The following is an 18,321-nucleotide window of genomic DNA, read 5'->3' as shown; positions in this document are numbered from 1 at the left end:
TCACTATTCCAGTTGAAACTTGCCTCAAACTGCCTTTGCAACCCGAAAGCCAGAGAACCGATTAATTCATTAAATGACGGATGAGTTCGTCATCCGAGTTCATCGTATCCTTGACGCGGACCATGTAGTTTTCGCCTGAACGTCCGAACTCGCACACATACAATTCCTTGCTGTTGGCGCTGACCTCGACGCGCACGTCGCCATGGTCACGGAACGGAATGACATCGCCGACCATCAGCTTCGAGATCGTGCGCAATGTCAGGTCCTGCAGCCTGATCCTGGCCTCGAGCGTGACATGCGAGCGGCGGATCTGGTCGCCGAGCTGTTCGGTCCATTCGGCTGAGCTGCCGCCGGCCTGGCGCTTCGGCTTCGGCGGCGTCACCTTGGTCTTCAACAGCGCCGTCTGCGGAACCATCAACGAAAATTCCGACACGATACCGGCAAGCGAGATCGACATATTGATGGCGGCGGCAAATTCGTCCGGGCGGTCTTCCTGCGGCCGGGCGCGCATCTCAAGGGCGTGCGGGGCCGAAAGGCTCGGTTCGAAACCGCCGGGCGCGTTGACGGCCGAGCGCAGCACCTTGGCGATCTTGTCGAAAACCATCACCGCCAGGTCCATCTCGATGATCGACAGCAGCCGCTCGGCCGGCTCCTCGATCGTATCGGCGGTGGCGCCGAGCAGGTGCTCCATCAGCGTGATGACGAAACCGTTGCCGCAGGCAAGCGTGACGTTCTGCGACCAGTTACGCAAGGTCGCATCGACGAGTGTGACGTTCGAGGTTAGGTCGTCGATCAGGTGGTTCTTGTAGCCGATCTCGCAGCCGAGATAGTTGACCGTTACGTCGAGGCCGGTCTCGCTCTTGATGACATCGGGGAAGAATTCGCTGTAGATTTCCCCGAAGGAACTGCAGATCTTGGCGACCCTGCCTCTGTCTCCGAGCCCACCGGTCAGCTTGGCGAGGAGGGCAGGATCCATTGCCGGTTTGTCGTGCGAAGCATTGCTCATGGTCATTTAAGCCGCCTTGTTTTCGCCGCCTGGGTTCATCATTTCCTGTTCGACCGCATCGATGGACGGACGCTCGTAAGCCGAGATCGTCTTGCGGCCGTATTCGAGAGCGACCTGCGGCACCGAACCGTTCATGTAGGCAAGCAGCGTCTGCTTGACGATGACGTAGAGGCGGTGCTGCTTGTTGCGCACGATCTTGATCTGGGAGACCAGCGGCGAGCAGACGCAGTAGGACAAGAGAATGCCGAGGAAGGTGCCGACCAGCGCCGAGCCGATCAGGTGACCGAGCACTTCGGGCGAATCGTTGATGTGGGCCATCGCCTTGATGACGCCGAGAACCGCCGCGACGATACCGATCGCCGGGAAGGAATCGCCCATGATCTGGATCGCGTGGTAGGGCTTCATCTTGTCGTGCATGATGGTGTTGAGCTCTTCGTCCATCAGCGCTTCGATTTCGTGGCTGCGGGCGTTGCCGATGATGATCAGGCGCACATAGTCACAGATGAAGGCCGTCAGTTCCTTGTTCTTCAGAACGGTCGGCGCCGACTGGAAGATCGTCGATTCTGCCGGATTGTCGATATGGGCTTCGATTTCGTTACGCGACTTGGTGCGCAGGTCGCGCATCAGAGAATAGAGCACGCCGAGCGTATCGAGATAATTGCGTTCCTTCGGCACGGCGTGCTTGAAGGCTTCGCCGAGCGCCTTGCCGGAATCCTTCACCACCTTCATCGGGTTCGCCATGATGAAGCTGCCGAGACCGGCGCCGCCGATGATCACGAATTCGAAGGGCTGGAACAGCGCGTCCACGTGGCCGCCCATTGCCATGAAGCTGCCGATGATACAGCCGCAAGTCACTATAAATCCGATAATGATATTCATCGTCAGCCCAATCTGAACGTTACTTTTCTCCAAGACGGTTAGGGTTTCTGCCTTGCGTGAGGCTGATGAACGGGCCGCGCGCAAGGCATTTCCGCGTGCCAGCTTCGCGCAAGCATCTGGCGTCAGTCTAAAGGAGACGAATGGGTGCCCGCACCCGTTTCTGAGATGCCGCCTCAGCGAAATCCCGGCCGAACCTCATAAGACGACGCCCGGCTTTTCGTTCCGTTCATCGCCAATGCTTGGAGCCTACCGACATGCAATCCGGTCTTTATGTTTCTCTGTCGTCGCAGATGGCTCTCGAAAAGCGCCTGAACACCATCGCAGACAACATGGCGAACGTGAACACGACCGGTTTTCGCGCCACTGAGGTGAAGTTCGACGAGATGGTGGCGGCAACCAAGAACAAGCTGAACACCAAGGTCGCCTTCGTTTCCCAGGGCAATGACTATCTGAACGAGTCAAACGGCGAGCTGCAGCACACCGGCAACATGCTTGATTTCGCCATCAAGGGCGATGCCTGGTTCTCGCTCGAGACGCCCGCCGGCCGCGTGCTGACGAGGGACGGCCGCTTCACCCTCAAGGATACCGGCGAACTGGTCTCGATCCGCGGATATCCCGTGCTCGACGCCGGCGGCGCGCCGATCCAGCTCAACTCCAAAGGCGGCGAGCCGGCCGTCGGCACCGACGGGATCATCTATCAGGGCGGCCGCCAGGTCGGATCGCTCGGCCTGTTCGAGGCCGATATCAGCAAGGGTTATCTGCGCTACGAAAATAGCGGCATCATGACCACCGACCAGCCGCGCGCCGTCGTCGACCGCTTCAATGTCGGTGTCGAGCAGGGTTATCTCGAAAACTCCAACGTCAACGCCATGCGCGAGATCACCCAGCTGATCGAAGTCAACCGCGCCTTCGAAAGCGTCTCGTCGCTGATGCGCGACAGCGAGGATTCCTTCAAGGAAGCCGTCCAGACGCTTGGGGGTAGCCGCTAATGCATGTCGCCCAAAAGTGTGCAGCGGTTTTGGGAGGACGACATGCATAAGAACAATGACCGAAAATCCGTCGCATTCTCGGGTGGGATTGAAGCATGAGCGTCACGCTACTGTCCGAGGACGGCCTTTCCCCGAAGCTGGCGCATTTGGCAGGCCTCGTCGACCGATACGCATTGCCGGAGTTTTCGGTTGCCCATGGCGGTCGCGTGCAGACCATCGCTGCCGGCCACTACACGGTTCGCGGTCTCTCACGCCATGTTCGCCTCGGGGAGTTCGTTGCCCATAAATCGGCGACCGGCATCCATTTGGGCGAGGTCGTTCGCGTCGAGCCTGATCTGATCTATGTCTGCCCGATCGAACCCGGCGAGCCGATCGGCATCCACGATACCGTCATCCGCAAGGGTGCCTTCCGCATCTCACCGTCGGACAGCTGGTGCGGGCGTACCGTCAACTCGCTCTGCGAGCCGATCGACGGACTGGGTCCGATTGCCGAGGGCCTCGACCGCCGCTCGATCTCCAATACCGCGCCGCCCTCAATGACCCGCAAGCGTGTCGAGGCCGGCTTCAAGACCGGCGTGCGCGCCATCGACATCTTCTCGCCGCTCTGCCTCGGGCAGCGCCTCGGCATCTTTGCCGGCTCCGGCGTCGGTAAGTCGACGCTGCTGTCCATGCTCGCCCGCGCCGATGCCTTCGACAAGGTCGTCATTGCGCTTGTCGGCGAACGCGGCCGCGAGGTGCGCGAATTCATCGAGGATACGCTCGGCAGCAATATGAGGAAGGCGATCGCCGTCGTTGCCACCAGCGACGAGAGCCCGATGCTGCGCAAGATGGCGCCGCTGACGGCGGTCACCATCGCCGAGCATTTCCGCGACAAGGGTGAGAACGTTCTGTTCATCGTCGACAGCGTTACGCGTTTCGCCCACGCGATCCGCGAGGTGGCGACCGCTTCCGGCGAGCCGCCGATCGCACGCGGCTACCCGGCTTCCGTCTTCACCGAGCTGCCGCGCCTGTTGGAGCGCGCGGGTCCCGGCCCCGAGGGCGCCGGCACCATTACGGCGATAATCTCGATCCTCGTCGACGGCGACAACCACAACGACCCGATCGCCGATTCGACGCGCGGCATTCTCGACGGCCATATCGTCCTGCAGCGCAGTCTCGCCGAAGAGGGGCGTTATCCGCCGATCGATCCGCTCGCCTCGATCTCGCGTCTTGCCCGCAAGGCCTGGACGCCGGATCAGGAAAAGCTGGTGTCGCGGCTGAAGGTGCTGATCCATCGCTTCGAGGAAACGCGCGACCTGCGCCTGATCGGCGGTTACCGCCAGGGCGCCGATCCCGATCTCGATATGGCGGTCAAGCAGGTGCCGATCATTTACGACGTCCTGAAGCAGTCGCCGGGCGATCGCGACTCGCCCGATGCCTTTGCCGATCTCGCCGGCGCCCTCAAGGCTGCAGCCGGTATCGGCAATCAGGGCGGAGCCATCCAGAGGAGATAGACGTGGCTGAATTCGACGACGAACGCATCGCTTCCCCGAAGCCGCGCAGGAAGGCGGCCGGCCTGGATCGGTTTCTGACCTTTGCCGGCCTGGCACTTGCCGGCGCCTCCGCCTTCTTTCCCTGGTACGTCTTCTTCAATGAAGACAAATTCGGCATCAACGTCGCCGCCACCGACAATTCGCGCGAACTGCCGGATTGGCCGGCTCGCAACGTCTTCAGCGTCTCGCCGCTTGCCATGGTCAACAAGAACGAGCCGGACAAGAAGGCGCCGCCGATCGATCCGCTGACGACGGCGACCGTCTCCGACCTCGGCAAGGAGCGCGAGGGCCGCCCCATTCTGGAGGATCAGCCCTTCCCCGGCAAGTCGTCCTTCCGCCTGCTGCACGTCTCCAACGGCCGGGCGCTGATCGAGGATACCTCTGGCATGTATGTGGTGCGTGTCGGCTCGATCCTGCCGGACCAGAGCCGGCTTGCCACAATCGAACAGCGCGAGGGCAAGTGGATGATCGTCACCTCCAAGGGTGAGACCTACCAGAACAATTGAACCTTTCGGCCAACGCCTGAGGCAAGAGGGGCTCCGCCGCCAACCGGCCGGAGCCCCGTTTTTTGCATGCGGTGCTTCCCGAAAAGCGCTTTGAAACCTGAACTCCCGTAAGTCCCACGCAAGATTACCGCACTAGGTTCGGGACAGTAAAAACGGAGAGTCTCATGCAACCGATCCAACTTTTCGACTTGGCTTCGCGACAGGCGGAATGGCTGACGATCCGTCAGCAGGTTGTTGCCGGCAACATAGCGAATGCCAATACCCCGAAGTTCCGCGCCAAGGACGTCACGCCCTTCGACGCCGTGCTCGACAAATCAGACATCACCATGGCGCGCACCAATCCGGCCCATCTCAGCGGCAATGATTTCAGCGCCAGCGGCGATATCGACGTCAAGGACGCCTCACTCGACCAGGAAATCGGCGTCCAGGAATCCGGCAATACGGTCGGTCTGGCCGAGGAGCTCTCCAAGTCCGGCGATATCAAGCGCCAGTACGATCTGAACACCTCGCTGGTCAGCTCCTTCAACCGCATGATGCTGATGACCGTCAGGAAGTAAAAGTCATGGATCCGCTTTCAGCAGCTATGAAAATCGCCGGTTCCGGGCTCGAGGCGCAGTCGACACGCCTGCGCATCGTTTCGGAAAACATCGCCAACGCCCGCTCGACCGGCGACACGCCCGGTGCCGACCCCTATCGCCGCAAGACGATCACCTTCGGCCAGCAGATGGATCGCGTAAGCGGCGTCGAGACGGTCGACGTCAAGAAGGTCGGCGTCGACGAAGGCGACTTCAGTACCGAATTCGACCCCAGCAATCCGGCTGCGGACCAGAAGGGTGTCGTCAAGCTGCCGAATGTCAATATCCTGGTCGAAATGGCCGACATGCGCGAAGCCAACCGCTCGTATGACGCCAATCTGCAGACCATCAAGCAGACCCGCGATCTCATCTCCTCCACGATCGATCTCCTGAAGAGCCAATAATTATGATCAGCAGCGTCCAGAATGTCAGCAACCTTTCGATGACCCGTGCGCTGGGCGCCGTCGACACCGAGAGTTCCGCCTCGTCGTCTGCCGCCACTATGCCGGGCACCGCAGGTGCGGCCAGCAATATGAGCTTCGCCTCCGTCATGGGCAACATGGCAAGCGACGCGGTCAGCAGCCTAAAGGGTGCGGAAAGCATGTCCTTTGCCGGGATCAAGGGCACGGCGACGACGCGTGAAGTCGTCGATTCCATGCTCCAGGCCGAGCAGACGCTGCAGACGGCGATCGCCATCCGCGACAAGGTCGTCTCGGCCTTTCTCGAAGTCACCAAGATGCAGATGTAACTGATTTGAGGACGAACACATGAGAGCGCTCGCCATCGCAGCAACGGGCATGGATGCCCAGCAGACCAATTTGGAAGTCATCGCGAACAATATCGCCAACATCAATACGACGGGTTTCAAGCGCGCCCGCGCCGAATTCTCCGATCTTCTCTACCAGACCGAACGCGCCAAGGGTGTCGCCAACCGCGCCAACCAGGCCGTCGTTCCGGAAGGCGCCAATATCGGCCTCGGCGTCCAGACATCGGCGGTCCGCAATCTGCATCTCCAGGGCGAACTGACCCAGACCGGCAACGACCTCGACGTGGCGCTGATCGGCAAGGGCTTCTTCCAGATCCAGTCGACCGATGGGACAACGCTTTACTCCCGCGCCGGCGCTTTCAACAAGAACGACCAGGGCCAGCTCGTCACCATCGACGGCTACGAGGTCCTGCCCGGCATCACCATTCCGACGGGCTCGACCGAGCTGACGATCAGCCGCTCGGGCCAGGTGTCGGCCAAATTGCCGGGTGCGGCGGATGCGACTGTACTCGGCCAGTTGACGCTTGCCGACTTCGTCAACGAGGCTGGTCTCCAGCCGCTCGGCGACAATCTCTTTCAGGAAACCGCAGCCTCCGGCGAAGCCGTCATCGGCAATCCTGACGAGGAAGGTTTTGCCTACATGAAGCAGGGCTATCTGGAATCCTCGAACGTCGACCCGGTGAAGGAAATCACCGAGCTGATCTCGGCCCAGCGCGCTTACGAAATGAATTCCAAGGTGATCACCACCGCTGATGAAATGGCCTCCATCGTCAGCAAGAACTTGAAGTAAAGGGAAGGGCCGAAACATGATGTTTTGCCGGGCAGGACACATCTCAGGATGGGTGGCGGCAGCCACGATCGCAGTCGCGGGCATTTTCTTGCCCGCGGACGTGGATGCCGGCATGGGCTATGCCGTCGTCCCGACGACGATCATCTACCCCGGCGACACTTTGTCGGCCAGCCAGCTTCAGGAGGTCGAGGTCACCAACCCGAACCTTGCCGGCGATTTCGCCAAATCCATTTCCCAAGTCGAAGGCCTGGTCTCCAAGCGCACCTTGCTGCCGGGCCGCACGATTTCGGTTTCAGGTCTACGTGAGCCCTATACGGTCACCCGCGGTTCTTCGATCCGCCTGGTCTTCTCGCTCGGTGCGATGACCATCTCAGCCGCCGGCTCGCCGCTCGAAGACGGCGCCACAGGGCAGCTGATCCGCGCGCGCAATATGGATTCCGGCGTTATCGTCAGCGGCACGGTGCTTGCGGACGGCACGGTCCATGTGAGGGCAAAATGAAATTGTTCTTCCGGTTCTTGACCCTTGTCGCGGTTCTCGCCATGAGCCTCGTCAACGTCGCGCCCGCCTGGGCGCTGACTTCCCGCATCAAGGATATCGCCTCCCTTCAGGCCGGCCGCGACAACCAGCTGATCGGTTATGGCCTGATTGTCGGCCTGCAGGGAACCGGCGACGGCTTCCGCGCCTCGCCTTTCACCGAGCAGTCGATGCGGGCGATGCTGCAGAATCTCGGCATCTCGACGCAGGGCGGCCAATCCAACGCCAAGAACACCGCGGCTGTCATGGTCACCGCCAACCTGCCGCCCTTCGCAAGCCCCGGCAGCCGCATCGACGTGACGGTAAGCTCGCTTGGCGACGCAACGTCGTTGCGCGGCGGCACACTCGTCATGACCTCGCTTTCTGGCGCCGACGGCCAGATCTACGCCGTCGCCCAGGGTGCTGCCATCGTCAGCGGCTTCCAGGCCCAGGGTCAGGCCGCGACCGTGACCGAAGGTGTGACCACCGCCGGCCGTGTGCCGGGCGGCGCCATTATCGAACGTGAATTGCCGTCGCGCTTCAAGGACTCGGTCAATCTCGTCCTGCAGCTGCGCAACCCGGACTTCTCGACGGCGATCCGCATCGCCGACATCGTCAATGGCTATGCTTCGGCACGCTTTGGCGGCCCGGTCGCCGAAGCCAAGGATCTGCAGGAAGTGGTGATCCAGAAGCCGCGCGCGGCCGATCTCACCCGGCTGATGGCCGACATCGAAAATCTCATCGTCGAAACCGATACGCCGGCCAAGGTTGTCATCAACGAGCGTACCGGGACGATTGTCATCGGCTCCGACGTCCGCGTCTCGCCGGTTGCCGTCAGCTACGGCACCCTGACGGTTCAGGTCACCGAGACGCCGCAGATCATCCAGCCCGAACCCTTCTCGCGCGGCCGCACCGCGGTCCAGCCGCAGACCGATATCGCCGCTGAGCAGACCGGCGGGCGCGTCGCCATCATAGACGGTCCCGACCTCAGGACCCTCGTTGCCGGCCTCAACAATATCGGCGTGAAACCGGATGGCATTATCGCCATTCTCCAGGGCATCAAGTCGGCGGGCGCCCTGCAGGCGGAGCTTGTGCTGCAATGATAAAGATCATCGAACCTGACATGACGGTCCTGCAATTGCTGCGCCGGCTGGCGCTGCCGGCAGCAGGTCTCGTCCTTCTGTCGATCCCGGGCGCCTTCGCGCAGGAGCATGCGCCGGCGGGCGACATCACCTCTCAGGACGAGGTCAAGCAGTTCTGCACCAACATTGCCGACCCCGCCCGCGACCAGCGTTACCTCCTGCAGAAGCAGGAGTTGGAAAAGCTTCGCGCAGACATCGACGCCCGCATGGCGGAGATGGATAAGCGCAAGGCCGAATACCAGGACTGGCTGAAGCGGCGCGACGACTTCCTGAAGCAGGCGGAAGCCGGCCTCACCGAGATCTATAAGAAGATGAAGCCGGATGCGGCCGCACTCCAGCTGCAGGATATGAAGATCGAGGTGGCCTCCGCCGTGATCATGCGGCTCGGACCGCGTCAGTCTAGCCTTATCCTCAACGAGATGGACGCGAAGAAGGCCGCGGCCATCGCCAGCGTCATTGCCAGTGCGTCCGATCCCAATACGTCGAAGGATCCTTCATGAATATGCGTTTCCCGGCCGCGATCGCCGCCCTCGCACTCCTTGCGGGTTGCCAGTCTCCGACGGCAATCAGCGAGATCGGCCGCGCGCCCGCCATGAGCCCGATCGGCAGCGGCCTTGCCTACGGCCAGACGCCGCAGATGGCACTTTATCCGAAGCAGCCGCGCGCCGTGGCGCAGGGTTATTCCCTGTGGAGCGATTCGCAGGCCGCACTCTTCAAGGATGCTCGCGCGCTCAATGTCGGCGACATCCTGACCGTCGACATCCAGATCAACGACAAGGCCTCCTTCGACAACGAAACCAACCGCAGCCGCACAAATTCGAGCGGCATGAATTGGGACGTCAACGCCCAGATCTTCGGCTGGACGCCCGAGTCCAAGACCGACCTGACCTATGGCTCCGATACCAGCACCGACGGCAAGGGCAAAATCGAGCGCACCGACAAGCTGACCCTTCTGGTCGCCGCCGTCGTCACCGGCATTCTCGAAAACGGCAACCTCGTCATATCGGGCTCGCAGGAAGTCCGCCTGAACCAGGAACTGCGTATCCTGAACGTGGCCGGTATCGTTCGCCCGCAGGACGTCAATGCCGAAAACCAGATCTCCTACGACAAGATCGCCGAAGCCCGCATCTCCTACGGTGGCCGCGGCCGCCTGATGGAAGTGCAGCAGCCTCCGCGCGGCCAGCAGGCCGTCGATCTTTTCTCGCCGCTTTGAGGCTGAACGACGATGGCAGAGCCAGACGCAAGCACAGGTCAACCAAAGAAGAAATCCGGCACGTTGATGACGATCATCGGCATCGGTGTCCTGACGCTGCTCGGCGCCGGCGGCGGCTGGGCGGTCGGCACGATCGTCGCGCCCAACATCAAGGGCGCCAAGGAGGCCGAGCAGGCCAAGGATGCAGAGGCCAAGAAAAAGGCCGAGGAAGGTCTGGCCCACATCTCGACGGAGGCCAACAACGTCGTCCAGCTCGAGCCGATCACGTCGAATCTCGCTTACCCCTCGGAAAACTGGGTCCGACTAGAGGTCGCGCTGCTGTTCAACGGGCCGCCGGATGTCAAGGTTTCCGAGGATATTCACCAGGATATCCTCGCCTATATCAGGACCGTATCCCTGCAGCAGATCGAGGGGCCGCGGGGCTTTCAATATCTCAAGGATGACATACAGGAACGTGTTGACCTTCGCTCGCAAGGGCGGGTATCGAAGGTCATGTTCAGGACATTTGTCATCGAATGATTCGTCTCATAGTTTTCCTTGCCGCCATGATGGCGGTACCGGAACTGGCGGTGGCACAGCAGCTGCCGACTGACTTGTTGAACGTGCCGGTCGATGGTTCCGTCGCCGCCTGGATCATCCGCACATTCGGCCTGCTGACCATTCTTTCGGTCGCGCCGGGCATCCTGATCATGGTGACGAGCTTCCCGCGCTTCATCATCGCTTTCTCGATCCTGCGCTCAGGCATGGGCCTCTCCTCGACGCCCTCCAACATGATCCTCCTGTCCCTGTCGCTGTTCATGACCTTCTACGTCATGTCGCCGACCTTCGATCAGGCCTGGCAGAACGGCGTGCAGCCGCTGCTTGCCAATCAGATCAACGAGACCGAGGCCGTCCAGCGGATCGCCGAACCCTTCCGCACCTTCATGGCGGCCAATACCCGCGACAAGGATCTGGCGCTTTTCGTCGATCTGGCGCGTGAACGCGGCCAGAATATTCAGACGACCGATCCGATCGACTATCGCGTGCTGATCCCGGCCTTCATGATTTCGGAGATTCGCCGCGGTTTCGAGATCGGCTTCCTGGTCGTTCTGCCGTTCCTCGTCATCGACCTCATCGTCGCCACCATCACCATGGCGATGGGCATGATGATGCTGCCGCCGACTTCGATCTCGCTGCCGTTCAAAATTCTCTTCTTCGTGCTGATCGACGGCTGGAACCTGCTGGTCGGCAGTCTGGTGCGCTCGTTCAACTGACCGGCCGCCGCCCCTTCTTATCTTTGCCCAGGTCTTCGCTAACGAGAAAAACCCGCCGATCGCTCGGGCGGGTTTTTCGTGGCGTTTGAAAAGCTTACTCGGCGCCGAACGGCGCCGTGCGCGGCGGCAGCGCCGCAATGTCCATGTGCTCGGGGGCGAGACGCTGCTTGGCGCGCTCGGCCATGATTTCGTAGGCCTGCTCCAGATGATTGCAGAAGCGTTCGGCATCGAAGAGCGGCGCGATATAGCGCTTCTCTTTCAGATGCACCTTGTATTCGGCGATCCGACCGGGATTCTGCGCCAGTTCGACGGCCATATCCTCATAGGCCTGCAGGTCGCTTGCGACGAGGTCGGGCAGGTCGATGGCCCGCAGCAGGCTCTCGCTGACGCGTGAGGCGAAGTTGGTGCCCTTGAAGGTCAGAACCGGCAGACCGCCCCAGAGCTGCTCTGAAGTGGTCGTGTGGCCGTTGACGGGGAAGGTATCGATGCCGAGATCGGCCGCCTGCTGACGGTCGATATGTTGTTCGTAGGGCGCGCGCGGGCAGAAAATGATCCGCTTGGGCGAAATGCCTGCCGACTGGAAGTGCTTCAACAGGTTCGCCTGGTTGCGCGGCGTGTTCGCCATCAGCCAGAGCACGCTGTTCGGCGCCCGCTTGAGAATGCGGCACCAGCTGTCGATCGTCTCCGGCGTGATCTTGCGGTTGCCGTTGAACGAGGCGAAGATGAAGGCCTCTTCCGGCAGGCCGAGCTGCTCGCGGGTGACGGGGCGCGGCTTCGGGCGATGCATCGGGTCGTTCGGCTGATAGCTTTCCGGTAGCCGGCAGAATTTCTCATGGTAGAAGGGCTTGGCCACTTCAGGCAATACCGAATGGTCGCCGATGACGTAGTCGAGATCGATATTGACGGTGCTGCCGGGGAAACCAAGCCAGCCGACGTGTACGGGCGCCAGCGGCAGGTTGAAGGCTGTCGCGCGACTGCCGGAGGTATGACCCTTCAGGTCGACCATGATGTCGATATTATGCTCGCGCACGACTGCCAGCACCGCCTGGTCGGAGAAGCCGTGAACGTCGACGATCCGGCCCCAGCGGCTGCGGTCGGTAACGTTGTGCTTCAGGTAATCCGGACCCGTATGGCAGAAGAGCGTCACCTCGAACCGGTCCCTGTCGTGCAGTTCCAGGATCCGCTGCAGGAGCTTCATCGTCGCATGGCGATCCCAGAAGTCCGATGACATGTAGCCGATCCGGATCTTGTCGGACCACGTGTGCGGCTGGTTGCGGCGGAAGGCCACCCGTTCGGGGTTGAGGGGGGTGGTGCCGATCGTGGCATAACGGTTGAAATCCTCGTTGCCGCACCAGTGCAGATGATAGAACGGGTTGTCCTTGCGCAGGATCTCGACATCGCCCTTTGCGAGTGCAGCGTCGATCACCGCCTGATGTTTGCTGGCCTCTTCGAACTCGTTGAATTCGCGGGCGAAAACCAGATGCAGGAAGCGGAATGCGAGATTTCCTGGAAATCGCTTGAAGAGGTTGCGCGAGAGGCTCTGGTTGGTTGCGTCGTTCAGATCGTCGCTCAATTGCAGGGCTGCCAGGCGCATATGATCGGGATTGGAACTCTGTGACAGCACCGTCTTGAACGGGCGAATGATATCCCGCTGCTGGCGCTTCAGATAGATCGCAGTGATGATGAAGGCGAGTTCTGCGTCGTCCTTGGCCTTGGCGAGGTTTCGCATGGCAATCAGCAGAGCATCATCCTCGTTGCCGATCTCATAATGCAGCTTGGCAGCCTGCTTCTGGTATTCGTAGGCATTCGGTCCTTCGCAGTTGCCGGCCAGGCCATAGGCCCTCGCGGCATCGGCCTTGAACCCGAGCTGCAGGAGGTTCTTGGCCAGTAGCGCATAGGTCTTGGCGTCCTGCTGGATATCCATGAGCTGGTTGAGCGTCGCCAGGGACTGTGTGTAGCGGCCCGCCTGGTAATCTCTGGATGCCGCAGAGAACGAAACTTTGCTGTTCAAAACCCAACTCCGTGAAGGAAATGTTCTGGCATGGCTGTCGATCGCCGACGCACGCACGAGCCGTCCTCCCCGAAAACGGGCGGATCGATCCGATGATGCTATCCCGGCGCCTGCCACACTGCCATGTGAAGCTTGCTTGAAACCGGTGCGCCGCATGAAGACGCTTCCGTCACGAGAGAAAACGGGTTCTTTCTCGGCATGTTAGCATGCGAAGGAATAGATTCAGCCGGCATTAACTATGCGATGTAAGGAGCCGGCACGGGGCCGCTATTTTTAAGAAGTTGGCAAGCATTGGCTGCGAGATTGCCCTGGACATGACGGGTTTGGGCCAAACAAAAAAAGGCGCCGAGTAGCATGAAGCTGGTCCGTCATCGCCGGTACTTAGTCCGGTATGTCCTCCTTTTTGTATCTAGTTTCCAGGGGACAGATTTATGACAAGCATTAACACGAATTCTTCCGCACAGGCCGCTCTGCAGACCCTGCGTAGCGTCAACCAGAACCTGAACAGCACGCAGAATCATGTTTCGTCCGGCTATCGCGTCGAAAAGGCTTCTGACAATGCTGCTTACTGGTCGATCGCAACGACCATGCGCTCGGACAACAAGGCGCTTTCCGCCGTCTCCGACGCTCTCGGCGTCGGCGCCGCCAAGGTCGACACCGCTTACACTGCAATGGACAGCGCCATCGATGTCGTCGGCGACATCAAGGCCAAGCTGGTTGCCGCGACTGAAAACGGCGTCGACAAGGCCAAGGTGCAGGAAGAAATCGGTCAGCTGCAGCAGCAGCTGATGAGCATCGCTCAGTCGGCTTCCTTCAACGGCGAAAACTGGGTTGCCGGCGCTGACGGCACCAAGAGCGTCGTTTCCTCGTTCGTCCGCGACGGCTCCAACGCCGTTTCGGTCACCACGACCGACTACGTTCTCGACGACGGCTCCGCAGGCAACGTTCTGTTCGGCATGAGCGGCGGCTCGGTGGAAACCTCCACGGGTATCCTCGGCACGTCGAACGGTGCCACCGGTTCGATCTACGCGATGGACATCACTAGCTTCACCGCCGGCCAGATCCAGACGGCTCTGACCAACGTCGAAGCGGCTCTGAAGTCCATGACCAGCGCCGGTGCTGCTCTCGGCTCGCTCTCCAAGCGTATCGACAGCCAGGACAACTTCGTGTCCGCGCTCAGCGACTCGATCGACTCCGGTGTCGGCCGTCTCGTCGACGCCAACATGGAAGAAGAATCCTCCAAGCTCAGCGCTCTGCAGACCCAGCAACAGCTGGCAATTCAGTCGCTATCGATCGCGAACTCCTCTTCGCAGAACATCCTGTCGCTCTTCCGCTAAAAGCGGTCGGCAAAGGCTTTCAAGTTTCGCGGCCGGGTCATCCCCGGCCGCGAAATGTTTTAATATAAGGTTAACGAAAATCCCTCTAAGTATCAGATATTTTTACGCTATTTCCATTTTGAATTTAGCTTTCCTTAACCATCTTGCTGTTTTCTAGGCCCATCGAAACGGCGAGTTAACCTTAACGAGAACGGTTAACAGGCATGATGCTGATCGCTGTGGGCCGGCCGAAAATCCGGAATGTCCCTTTTTAAAATCTGCCAACAAGGGGCACACAAACTATGACGAGCATCAACACCAATAACGCTGCGATGGCAGCCCTCCAGACTCTCCGTGGCATCAACCAGGGTCTCCAGACAACCCAGGCTCACGTTTCGTCCGGCTATCGCGTTGGCCAGGCTTCCGACAATGCTGCTTACTGGTCGATCGCAACGACCATGCGCTCGGACAACAAGGCGCTTTCCGCCGTTTCCGACGCTCTCGGTCTCGGCGCCGCCAAGGTCGACACCGCTTATTCCGCCATGGACAGCGCCATCGATGTCGTCGGTAACATCAAGGCCAAGCTGGTTGCCGCCACTGAAAACGGCGTCGACAAGGCCAAGGTCCAGGAAGAAATCAGCCAGCTGCAGCAGCAGCTCCTGAGCGTCGCTCAGTCGGCTTCCTTCTCCGGTGAAAACTGGGTTGCCGGCGCCGACGGCACCAAGAACGTCGTTGCCTCCTTCGTTCGTGACGGCTCCAACGCTGTCTCGGTCGTGATGACCGACTACGTTCTCGACGACGGCTCCGCAGGCAATGTTCTGTTCGGCATGAGCGGCGGCGCAGTTGAAACCTCCACGGGTATCCTCGGTTCGTCGAACGGCGCCACCGGTTCTGTTTACGCGATGGACATCACCAACTTCACCCTCGGCGAGATCCAGACGGCTCTGACCAATGTCGAAGCGGCTCTGAAGTCCATGACCAGCGCCGGCGCTGCTCTCGGCTCGATCTCCAAGCGCATCGAACTGCAGGAAAACTTCGTATCCGCGCTCAGCGACTCGATCGACTCCGGTGTCGGCCGTCTCGTCGACGCTGACATGGAAGAAGAATCCTCCAAGCTCAGCGCTCTGCAGACTCAGCAGCAGCTGGCAGTCCAGTCGCTGTCGATCGCGAACTCCTCTTCGCAGACCATCCTCACGCTGTTCCGCGGCTAATAAACCGCAGAAATATCGGCCCGCCGGTCTCCGGCGGGCACCTCGGAAACGAGCCGCGCTTCAATGGAGCGCGGCCTTTTTAATGTCGGTTAACGATTGATTAACCATAATGCTGTTTTCTCAGGTCAACGAGACGGCGAGTTAACCGAAATTAAGAACCGGTTAACAGGCATGAGGCTGATCCCCGTTCCCGGTAGCATTCCGGAATGTCCCTTCTTTCCACCTGCCGACAAGGGGCAATCATTTCATGACCAGCATTTTGACGAACGTCGCGGCGATGGCCGCTCTTCAGACTCTCCGCGGAATCAATGACGGCCTCGAGGCTACGCAAAACCGCGTATCGTCGGGTTATCGCGTCGAAAAAGCCTCCGACAACGCTGCCTACTGGTCTATCGCAACGACCATGCGTTCAGACAACAAGGCACTCTCGGCCGTCTCCGACGCTCTCGGCCTCGGCGCCGCCAAGGTCGACACCGCTTACTCTGCCATGGACAGCGCTATCGACGTCATCAGTGAAATCAAAGCGAAGATCGTTGCCGCGACCGAAAAGGGCGTCGACAAGACCAAGGTCCAGGAAGAAATCGGCCAGCTGCAGCAACAGCTGCTCAGCATCGCGCAATCGGCTTCCTTCTCCGGCGAAAACTGGGTTGCCGGTGCTGATGGCACCAAGAGTGTCGTTTCCACCTTTGTGCGCGATGGCAACGGCAATGTCTCGGTCAAGACGACGGACTACATTCTGGACTCGAGCTCGACGGGCAACGTCCTTTTCGGCATGGACTCGGTCGGCTCGATCGAGACAAGCTCCGGCATTATCGGCACATCATACGGAACGATCGGCTCGATCTACTCGATGGACATCAGCACCTTCGGCTCGGTCGAGATCTCCATGGCCCTGACGTCGATCGAGGCCGGCTTGGAAGCGATGACAAAGGCCGCATCGCAGCTCGGCTCGATTTCCACGCGCATCGAACTGCAGGAAAATTTCGTCGGCGCGCTCAGCGATTCGATCGACTCGGGCGTCGGCCGCCTCGTCGATGCCGACATGGAGGAAGAATCGAGTAAGCTGACGGCGTTGCAAACGCAGCAACAGCTGGCGATCCAGTCGCTGTCGATCGCCAACTCCAGCGCTCAGAACATCCTCACCCTGTTCCGCAGCTAAATCGGGCGCTGAAGCTGGACCGAATCTTGCGCCTTTGTCCGGCAAGAAGCAAAAAGCCTACCAACCGCGCCAGAAACGGCGCGGTTCTTTATTTTATATCAATAGCTTGACCGGAGTTTCGATCGATGCGGCGCGTTCAGTGCTGCGCTCTTGCCCAAAAGGTTGTTATCGAGTTACCTTCGCTTTCAGTTGATTTGCTTTTGCGACACGCCGGTAGAAACTCTACCGGAGGCATGACGCCACTTCAGTCGCCGCCGGCATTCCGGCCTGCCCCTTGACCTTATTCCGAGATCCTGTCGATGACCGTTAAGATTACCAGCGCGGCCGCGGTGAATGCGCTTGCGGTGCTACGCAGCATCAACAAAGAAGCCAGCCAGACCCAGCAGCAAGTGTCCTCGGGATACCGTATCGAGACGGCGGCCGACGATGCGTCCTATTGGTCGGTGGCGACCGTCATGCGCTCGGACAGTACCAATCTCGGGACGATCGGGGATGCGCTCGGTCTCGGGGCTGCCAAGGTGGACGCGACCTACACGGCGATGAATTCGGCGATCGATCTTATGGGCCAGATCCGCGCCAAGCTGGTTGCGGCAAGAGAGCCGGGCACCGACAAAGACAAAATCAATGCCGAGATCAGCGAATACAAGCAGCAGCTGCAGACGATCGTCGAGTCGACCTCGTTTGCGGGCGAGAACTGGCTGTTGAACGGAAGTACCACCGCGCCCCCGACATGGTCGGTTATCTCCAGCTTCGTGCGCGCTCCCACCGGCGAATATCAGGCGCGGACCATCGATTTCCCGTCGTCGCAGACCATCCTCGTCGACAAGAACGATGCCAGCGGTGGGCTATTTACCAAGGCGGTCGATGCCAATTCGATCAACAACAGCGGTGCGACAGCGCGCAACTACTACCTGCTGAACGCCAGCTCGACAACGCCGGCGACAGGGACGGAAATTGCTATCGACAAGAATACGACCGACGCGCAACTTACGGACATGCTGGATGTGACCGACTCGCTGCTTTCCTCGCTGACGACGACGGCGGCATCCATCGGCGTGATGAAGGCGCGCATCGACGATCAGATAGACTATACGGCCGACCTCTCCGATTCGATCGACAAGAGCGTCGGTGCGCTCGTCGATACCGACATGGATGAGGCTTCGATCCGGCAGAAGGCGATCGAAACCCAGAAGCAGATGGCCGTCGAAGCGATTTCGATCCTCAACACGGCGGCGAGCAAGATTCTGATCCTGCTGGAATAAAGGTGGGCGCGATCGCGGATGGCGGTGCCATTCATCCTCGCGCAAGTTTGACTTCCTAGTTTCCGGCATGAAGGCATCGTCCGAATCCGTGCCGGCGCAAGGTAAAGCCCTTGCCCGTTCGAAGCGACGTGCCGGCGCGCAAGGTCGTTTTGAGCGGGGGTGGATATGCTGCATGCCTCCCGAATGCTGGATGGTTT

20 protein-coding genes are annotated in these 18,321 nt (G+C 60.3%); 17 read left to right on the top strand and 3 right to left on the bottom strand.

Features of this window, described 5'->3' with window-relative positions:
• Nucleotides 1-61: 61 nt before the first annotated feature.
• Both ACS4RS_RS04155 and motA read right to left on the bottom strand, forming a co-directional pair.
• Nucleotides 62-1,012, bottom strand: a complete 951-nt coding sequence (locus tag ACS4RS_RS04155; protein WP_439008592.1) for a FliM/FliN family flagellar motor switch protein — start codon at nt 1,010-1,012, stop codon at nt 62-64.
• Nucleotides 1,013-1,885, bottom strand: a complete 873-nt coding sequence (gene motA / locus ACS4RS_RS04150; RefSeq protein WP_449313895.1) for a flagellar motor stator protein MotA — start codon at nt 1,883-1,885, stop codon at nt 1,013-1,015.
• A gap of 254 nt (nt 1,886-2,139) precedes the next feature.
• Between motA and flgF the strand changes: the two genes are divergently transcribed.
• The 13 genes from flgF (at nt 2,140) to fliP (ending at nt 11,165) form a co-directional block, all read left to right on the top strand.
• Nucleotides 2,140-2,874, top strand: a complete 735-nt coding sequence (gene flgF / locus ACS4RS_RS04145) for a flagellar basal-body rod protein FlgF (protein ID WP_439008593.1) — start codon at nt 2,140-2,142, stop codon at nt 2,872-2,874.
• Nucleotides 2,875-2,969: 95 nt separating this feature from the next.
• Nucleotides 2,970-4,367 (top strand): flagellar protein export ATPase FliI, encoded by a 1,398-nt coding sequence (gene fliI, locus ACS4RS_RS04140; RefSeq protein ID WP_439008594.1) that lies wholly within the window; start codon nt 2,970-2,972, stop codon nt 4,365-4,367.
• A 2-nt stretch (nt 4,368-4,369) separates the two neighbouring features.
• Nucleotides 4,370-4,912, top strand: a complete 543-nt coding sequence (locus ACS4RS_RS04135) for a flagellar protein (protein ID WP_439008595.1) — start codon at nt 4,370-4,372, stop codon at nt 4,910-4,912.
• A gap of 164 nt (nt 4,913-5,076) precedes the next feature.
• A complete protein-coding gene (gene flgB, locus ACS4RS_RS04130) occupies nt 5,077-5,469 on the top strand; it encodes a flagellar basal body rod protein FlgB (protein ID WP_003588551.1) in 393 nt (130 codons plus the stop codon).
• A 5-nt stretch (nt 5,470-5,474) separates the two neighbouring features.
• Nucleotides 5,475-5,891: a flagellar basal body rod protein FlgC gene (gene flgC / locus ACS4RS_RS04125; RefSeq protein ID WP_003570338.1), complete on the top strand. Its 417-nt coding sequence runs from the start codon at nt 5,475-5,477 to the stop codon at nt 5,889-5,891.
• Between the two features lie 2 nt (nt 5,892-5,893).
• Nucleotides 5,894-6,235 carry a flagellar hook-basal body complex protein FliE gene (locus ACS4RS_RS04120; RefSeq protein ID WP_439008596.1) on the top strand — a complete coding sequence of 114 codons (342 nt, stop codon included), beginning with the start codon at nt 5,894-5,896 and terminating at the stop codon, nt 6,233-6,235.
• A gap of 19 nt (nt 6,236-6,254) precedes the next feature.
• Nucleotides 6,255-7,043, top strand: a complete 789-nt coding sequence (gene flgG, locus ACS4RS_RS04115; protein ID WP_222294976.1) for a flagellar basal-body rod protein FlgG — start codon at nt 6,255-6,257, stop codon at nt 7,041-7,043.
• A 16-nt stretch (nt 7,044-7,059) separates the two neighbouring features.
• The gene (flgA, locus tag ACS4RS_RS04110; protein WP_439008597.1) at nt 7,060-7,542 is read left to right on the top strand and encodes a flagellar basal body P-ring formation chaperone FlgA; all 483 of its coding nucleotides are present in this window, start codon (nt 7,060-7,062) and stop codon (nt 7,540-7,542) included.
• On the top strand, nt 7,539-8,660 hold the full coding sequence (locus ACS4RS_RS04105) for a flagellar basal body P-ring protein FlgI (RefSeq protein WP_439008598.1): 1,122 nt from the start codon (nt 7,539-7,541) through the stop codon (nt 8,658-8,660). Before flgA ends, ACS4RS_RS04105 begins: the two co-directional genes overlap by 4 nt.
• Nucleotides 8,657-9,199, top strand: a complete 543-nt coding sequence (locus ACS4RS_RS04100) for a MotE family protein (RefSeq protein ID WP_449313894.1) — start codon at nt 8,657-8,659, stop codon at nt 9,197-9,199. Before ACS4RS_RS04105 ends, ACS4RS_RS04100 begins: the two co-directional genes overlap by 4 nt.
• A complete protein-coding gene (gene flgH, locus ACS4RS_RS04095) occupies nt 9,196-9,912 on the top strand; it encodes a flagellar basal body L-ring protein FlgH (RefSeq protein WP_439008600.1) in 717 nt (238 codons plus the stop codon). Before ACS4RS_RS04100 ends, flgH begins: the two co-directional genes overlap by 4 nt.
• 12 nt (nt 9,913-9,924) lie before the next feature.
• On the top strand, nt 9,925-10,431 hold the full coding sequence (locus tag ACS4RS_RS04090) for a flagellar basal body-associated FliL family protein (RefSeq protein ID WP_439008601.1): 507 nt from the start codon (nt 9,925-9,927) through the stop codon (nt 10,429-10,431).
• Nucleotides 10,428-11,165: a flagellar type III secretion system pore protein FliP gene (gene fliP / locus ACS4RS_RS04085; protein ID WP_054183719.1), complete on the top strand. Its 738-nt coding sequence runs from the start codon at nt 10,428-10,430 to the stop codon at nt 11,163-11,165. The genes ACS4RS_RS04090 and fliP overlap by 4 nt, the downstream gene beginning before the upstream one ends.
• A 94-nt stretch (nt 11,166-11,259) precedes the next feature.
• On the opposite strand, the gene ACS4RS_RS04080 is transcribed toward fliP, so the two are convergent.
• Entirely contained in the window at nt 11,260-13,233 is a 1,974-nt protein-coding gene (locus ACS4RS_RS04080) for an O-linked N-acetylglucosamine transferase family protein (RefSeq protein ID WP_439008602.1), read from the bottom strand.
• A 374-nt stretch (nt 13,234-13,607) separates the two neighbouring features.
• On the opposite strand from ACS4RS_RS04080, the gene ACS4RS_RS04075 reads away from it, so the two are divergent.
• The 4 genes from ACS4RS_RS04075 to ACS4RS_RS04060 all read left to right on the top strand — a co-directional run bounded on the left by ACS4RS_RS04075 (nt 13,608) and on the right by ACS4RS_RS04060 (nt 18,124).
• Nucleotides 13,608-14,513: a flagellin N-terminal helical domain-containing protein gene (locus ACS4RS_RS04075; protein WP_439008603.1), complete on the top strand. Its 906-nt coding sequence runs from the start codon at nt 13,608-13,610 to the stop codon at nt 14,511-14,513.
• A gap of 281 nt (nt 14,514-14,794) precedes the next feature.
• On the top strand, nt 14,795-15,703 hold the full coding sequence (locus tag ACS4RS_RS04070) for a flagellin N-terminal helical domain-containing protein (RefSeq protein ID WP_439008604.1): 909 nt from the start codon (nt 14,795-14,797) through the stop codon (nt 15,701-15,703).
• 247 nt (nt 15,704-15,950) lie between these two features.
• The gene (locus ACS4RS_RS04065) at nt 15,951-16,862 is read left to right on the top strand and encodes a flagellin N-terminal helical domain-containing protein (RefSeq protein ID WP_439008605.1); all 912 of its coding nucleotides are present in this window, start codon (nt 15,951-15,953) and stop codon (nt 16,860-16,862) included.
• Nucleotides 16,863-17,161: 299 nt separating this feature from the next.
• Nucleotides 17,162-18,124 (top strand): flagellin N-terminal helical domain-containing protein, encoded by a 963-nt coding sequence (locus ACS4RS_RS04060; RefSeq protein WP_439008606.1) that lies wholly within the window; start codon nt 17,162-17,164, stop codon nt 18,122-18,124.
• Nucleotides 18,125-18,321 lie beyond the last annotated feature (197 nt).

This window comes from Rhizobium sp. F40D2 (assembly GCF_051810745.2).
Lineage (GTDB): Bacteria > Pseudomonadota > Alphaproteobacteria > Rhizobiales > Rhizobiaceae > Rhizobium.
The sequence above is the reverse complement of the archived record's forward strand: the minus strand, read 5'-3'. Positions and strand labels throughout refer to the sequence as shown.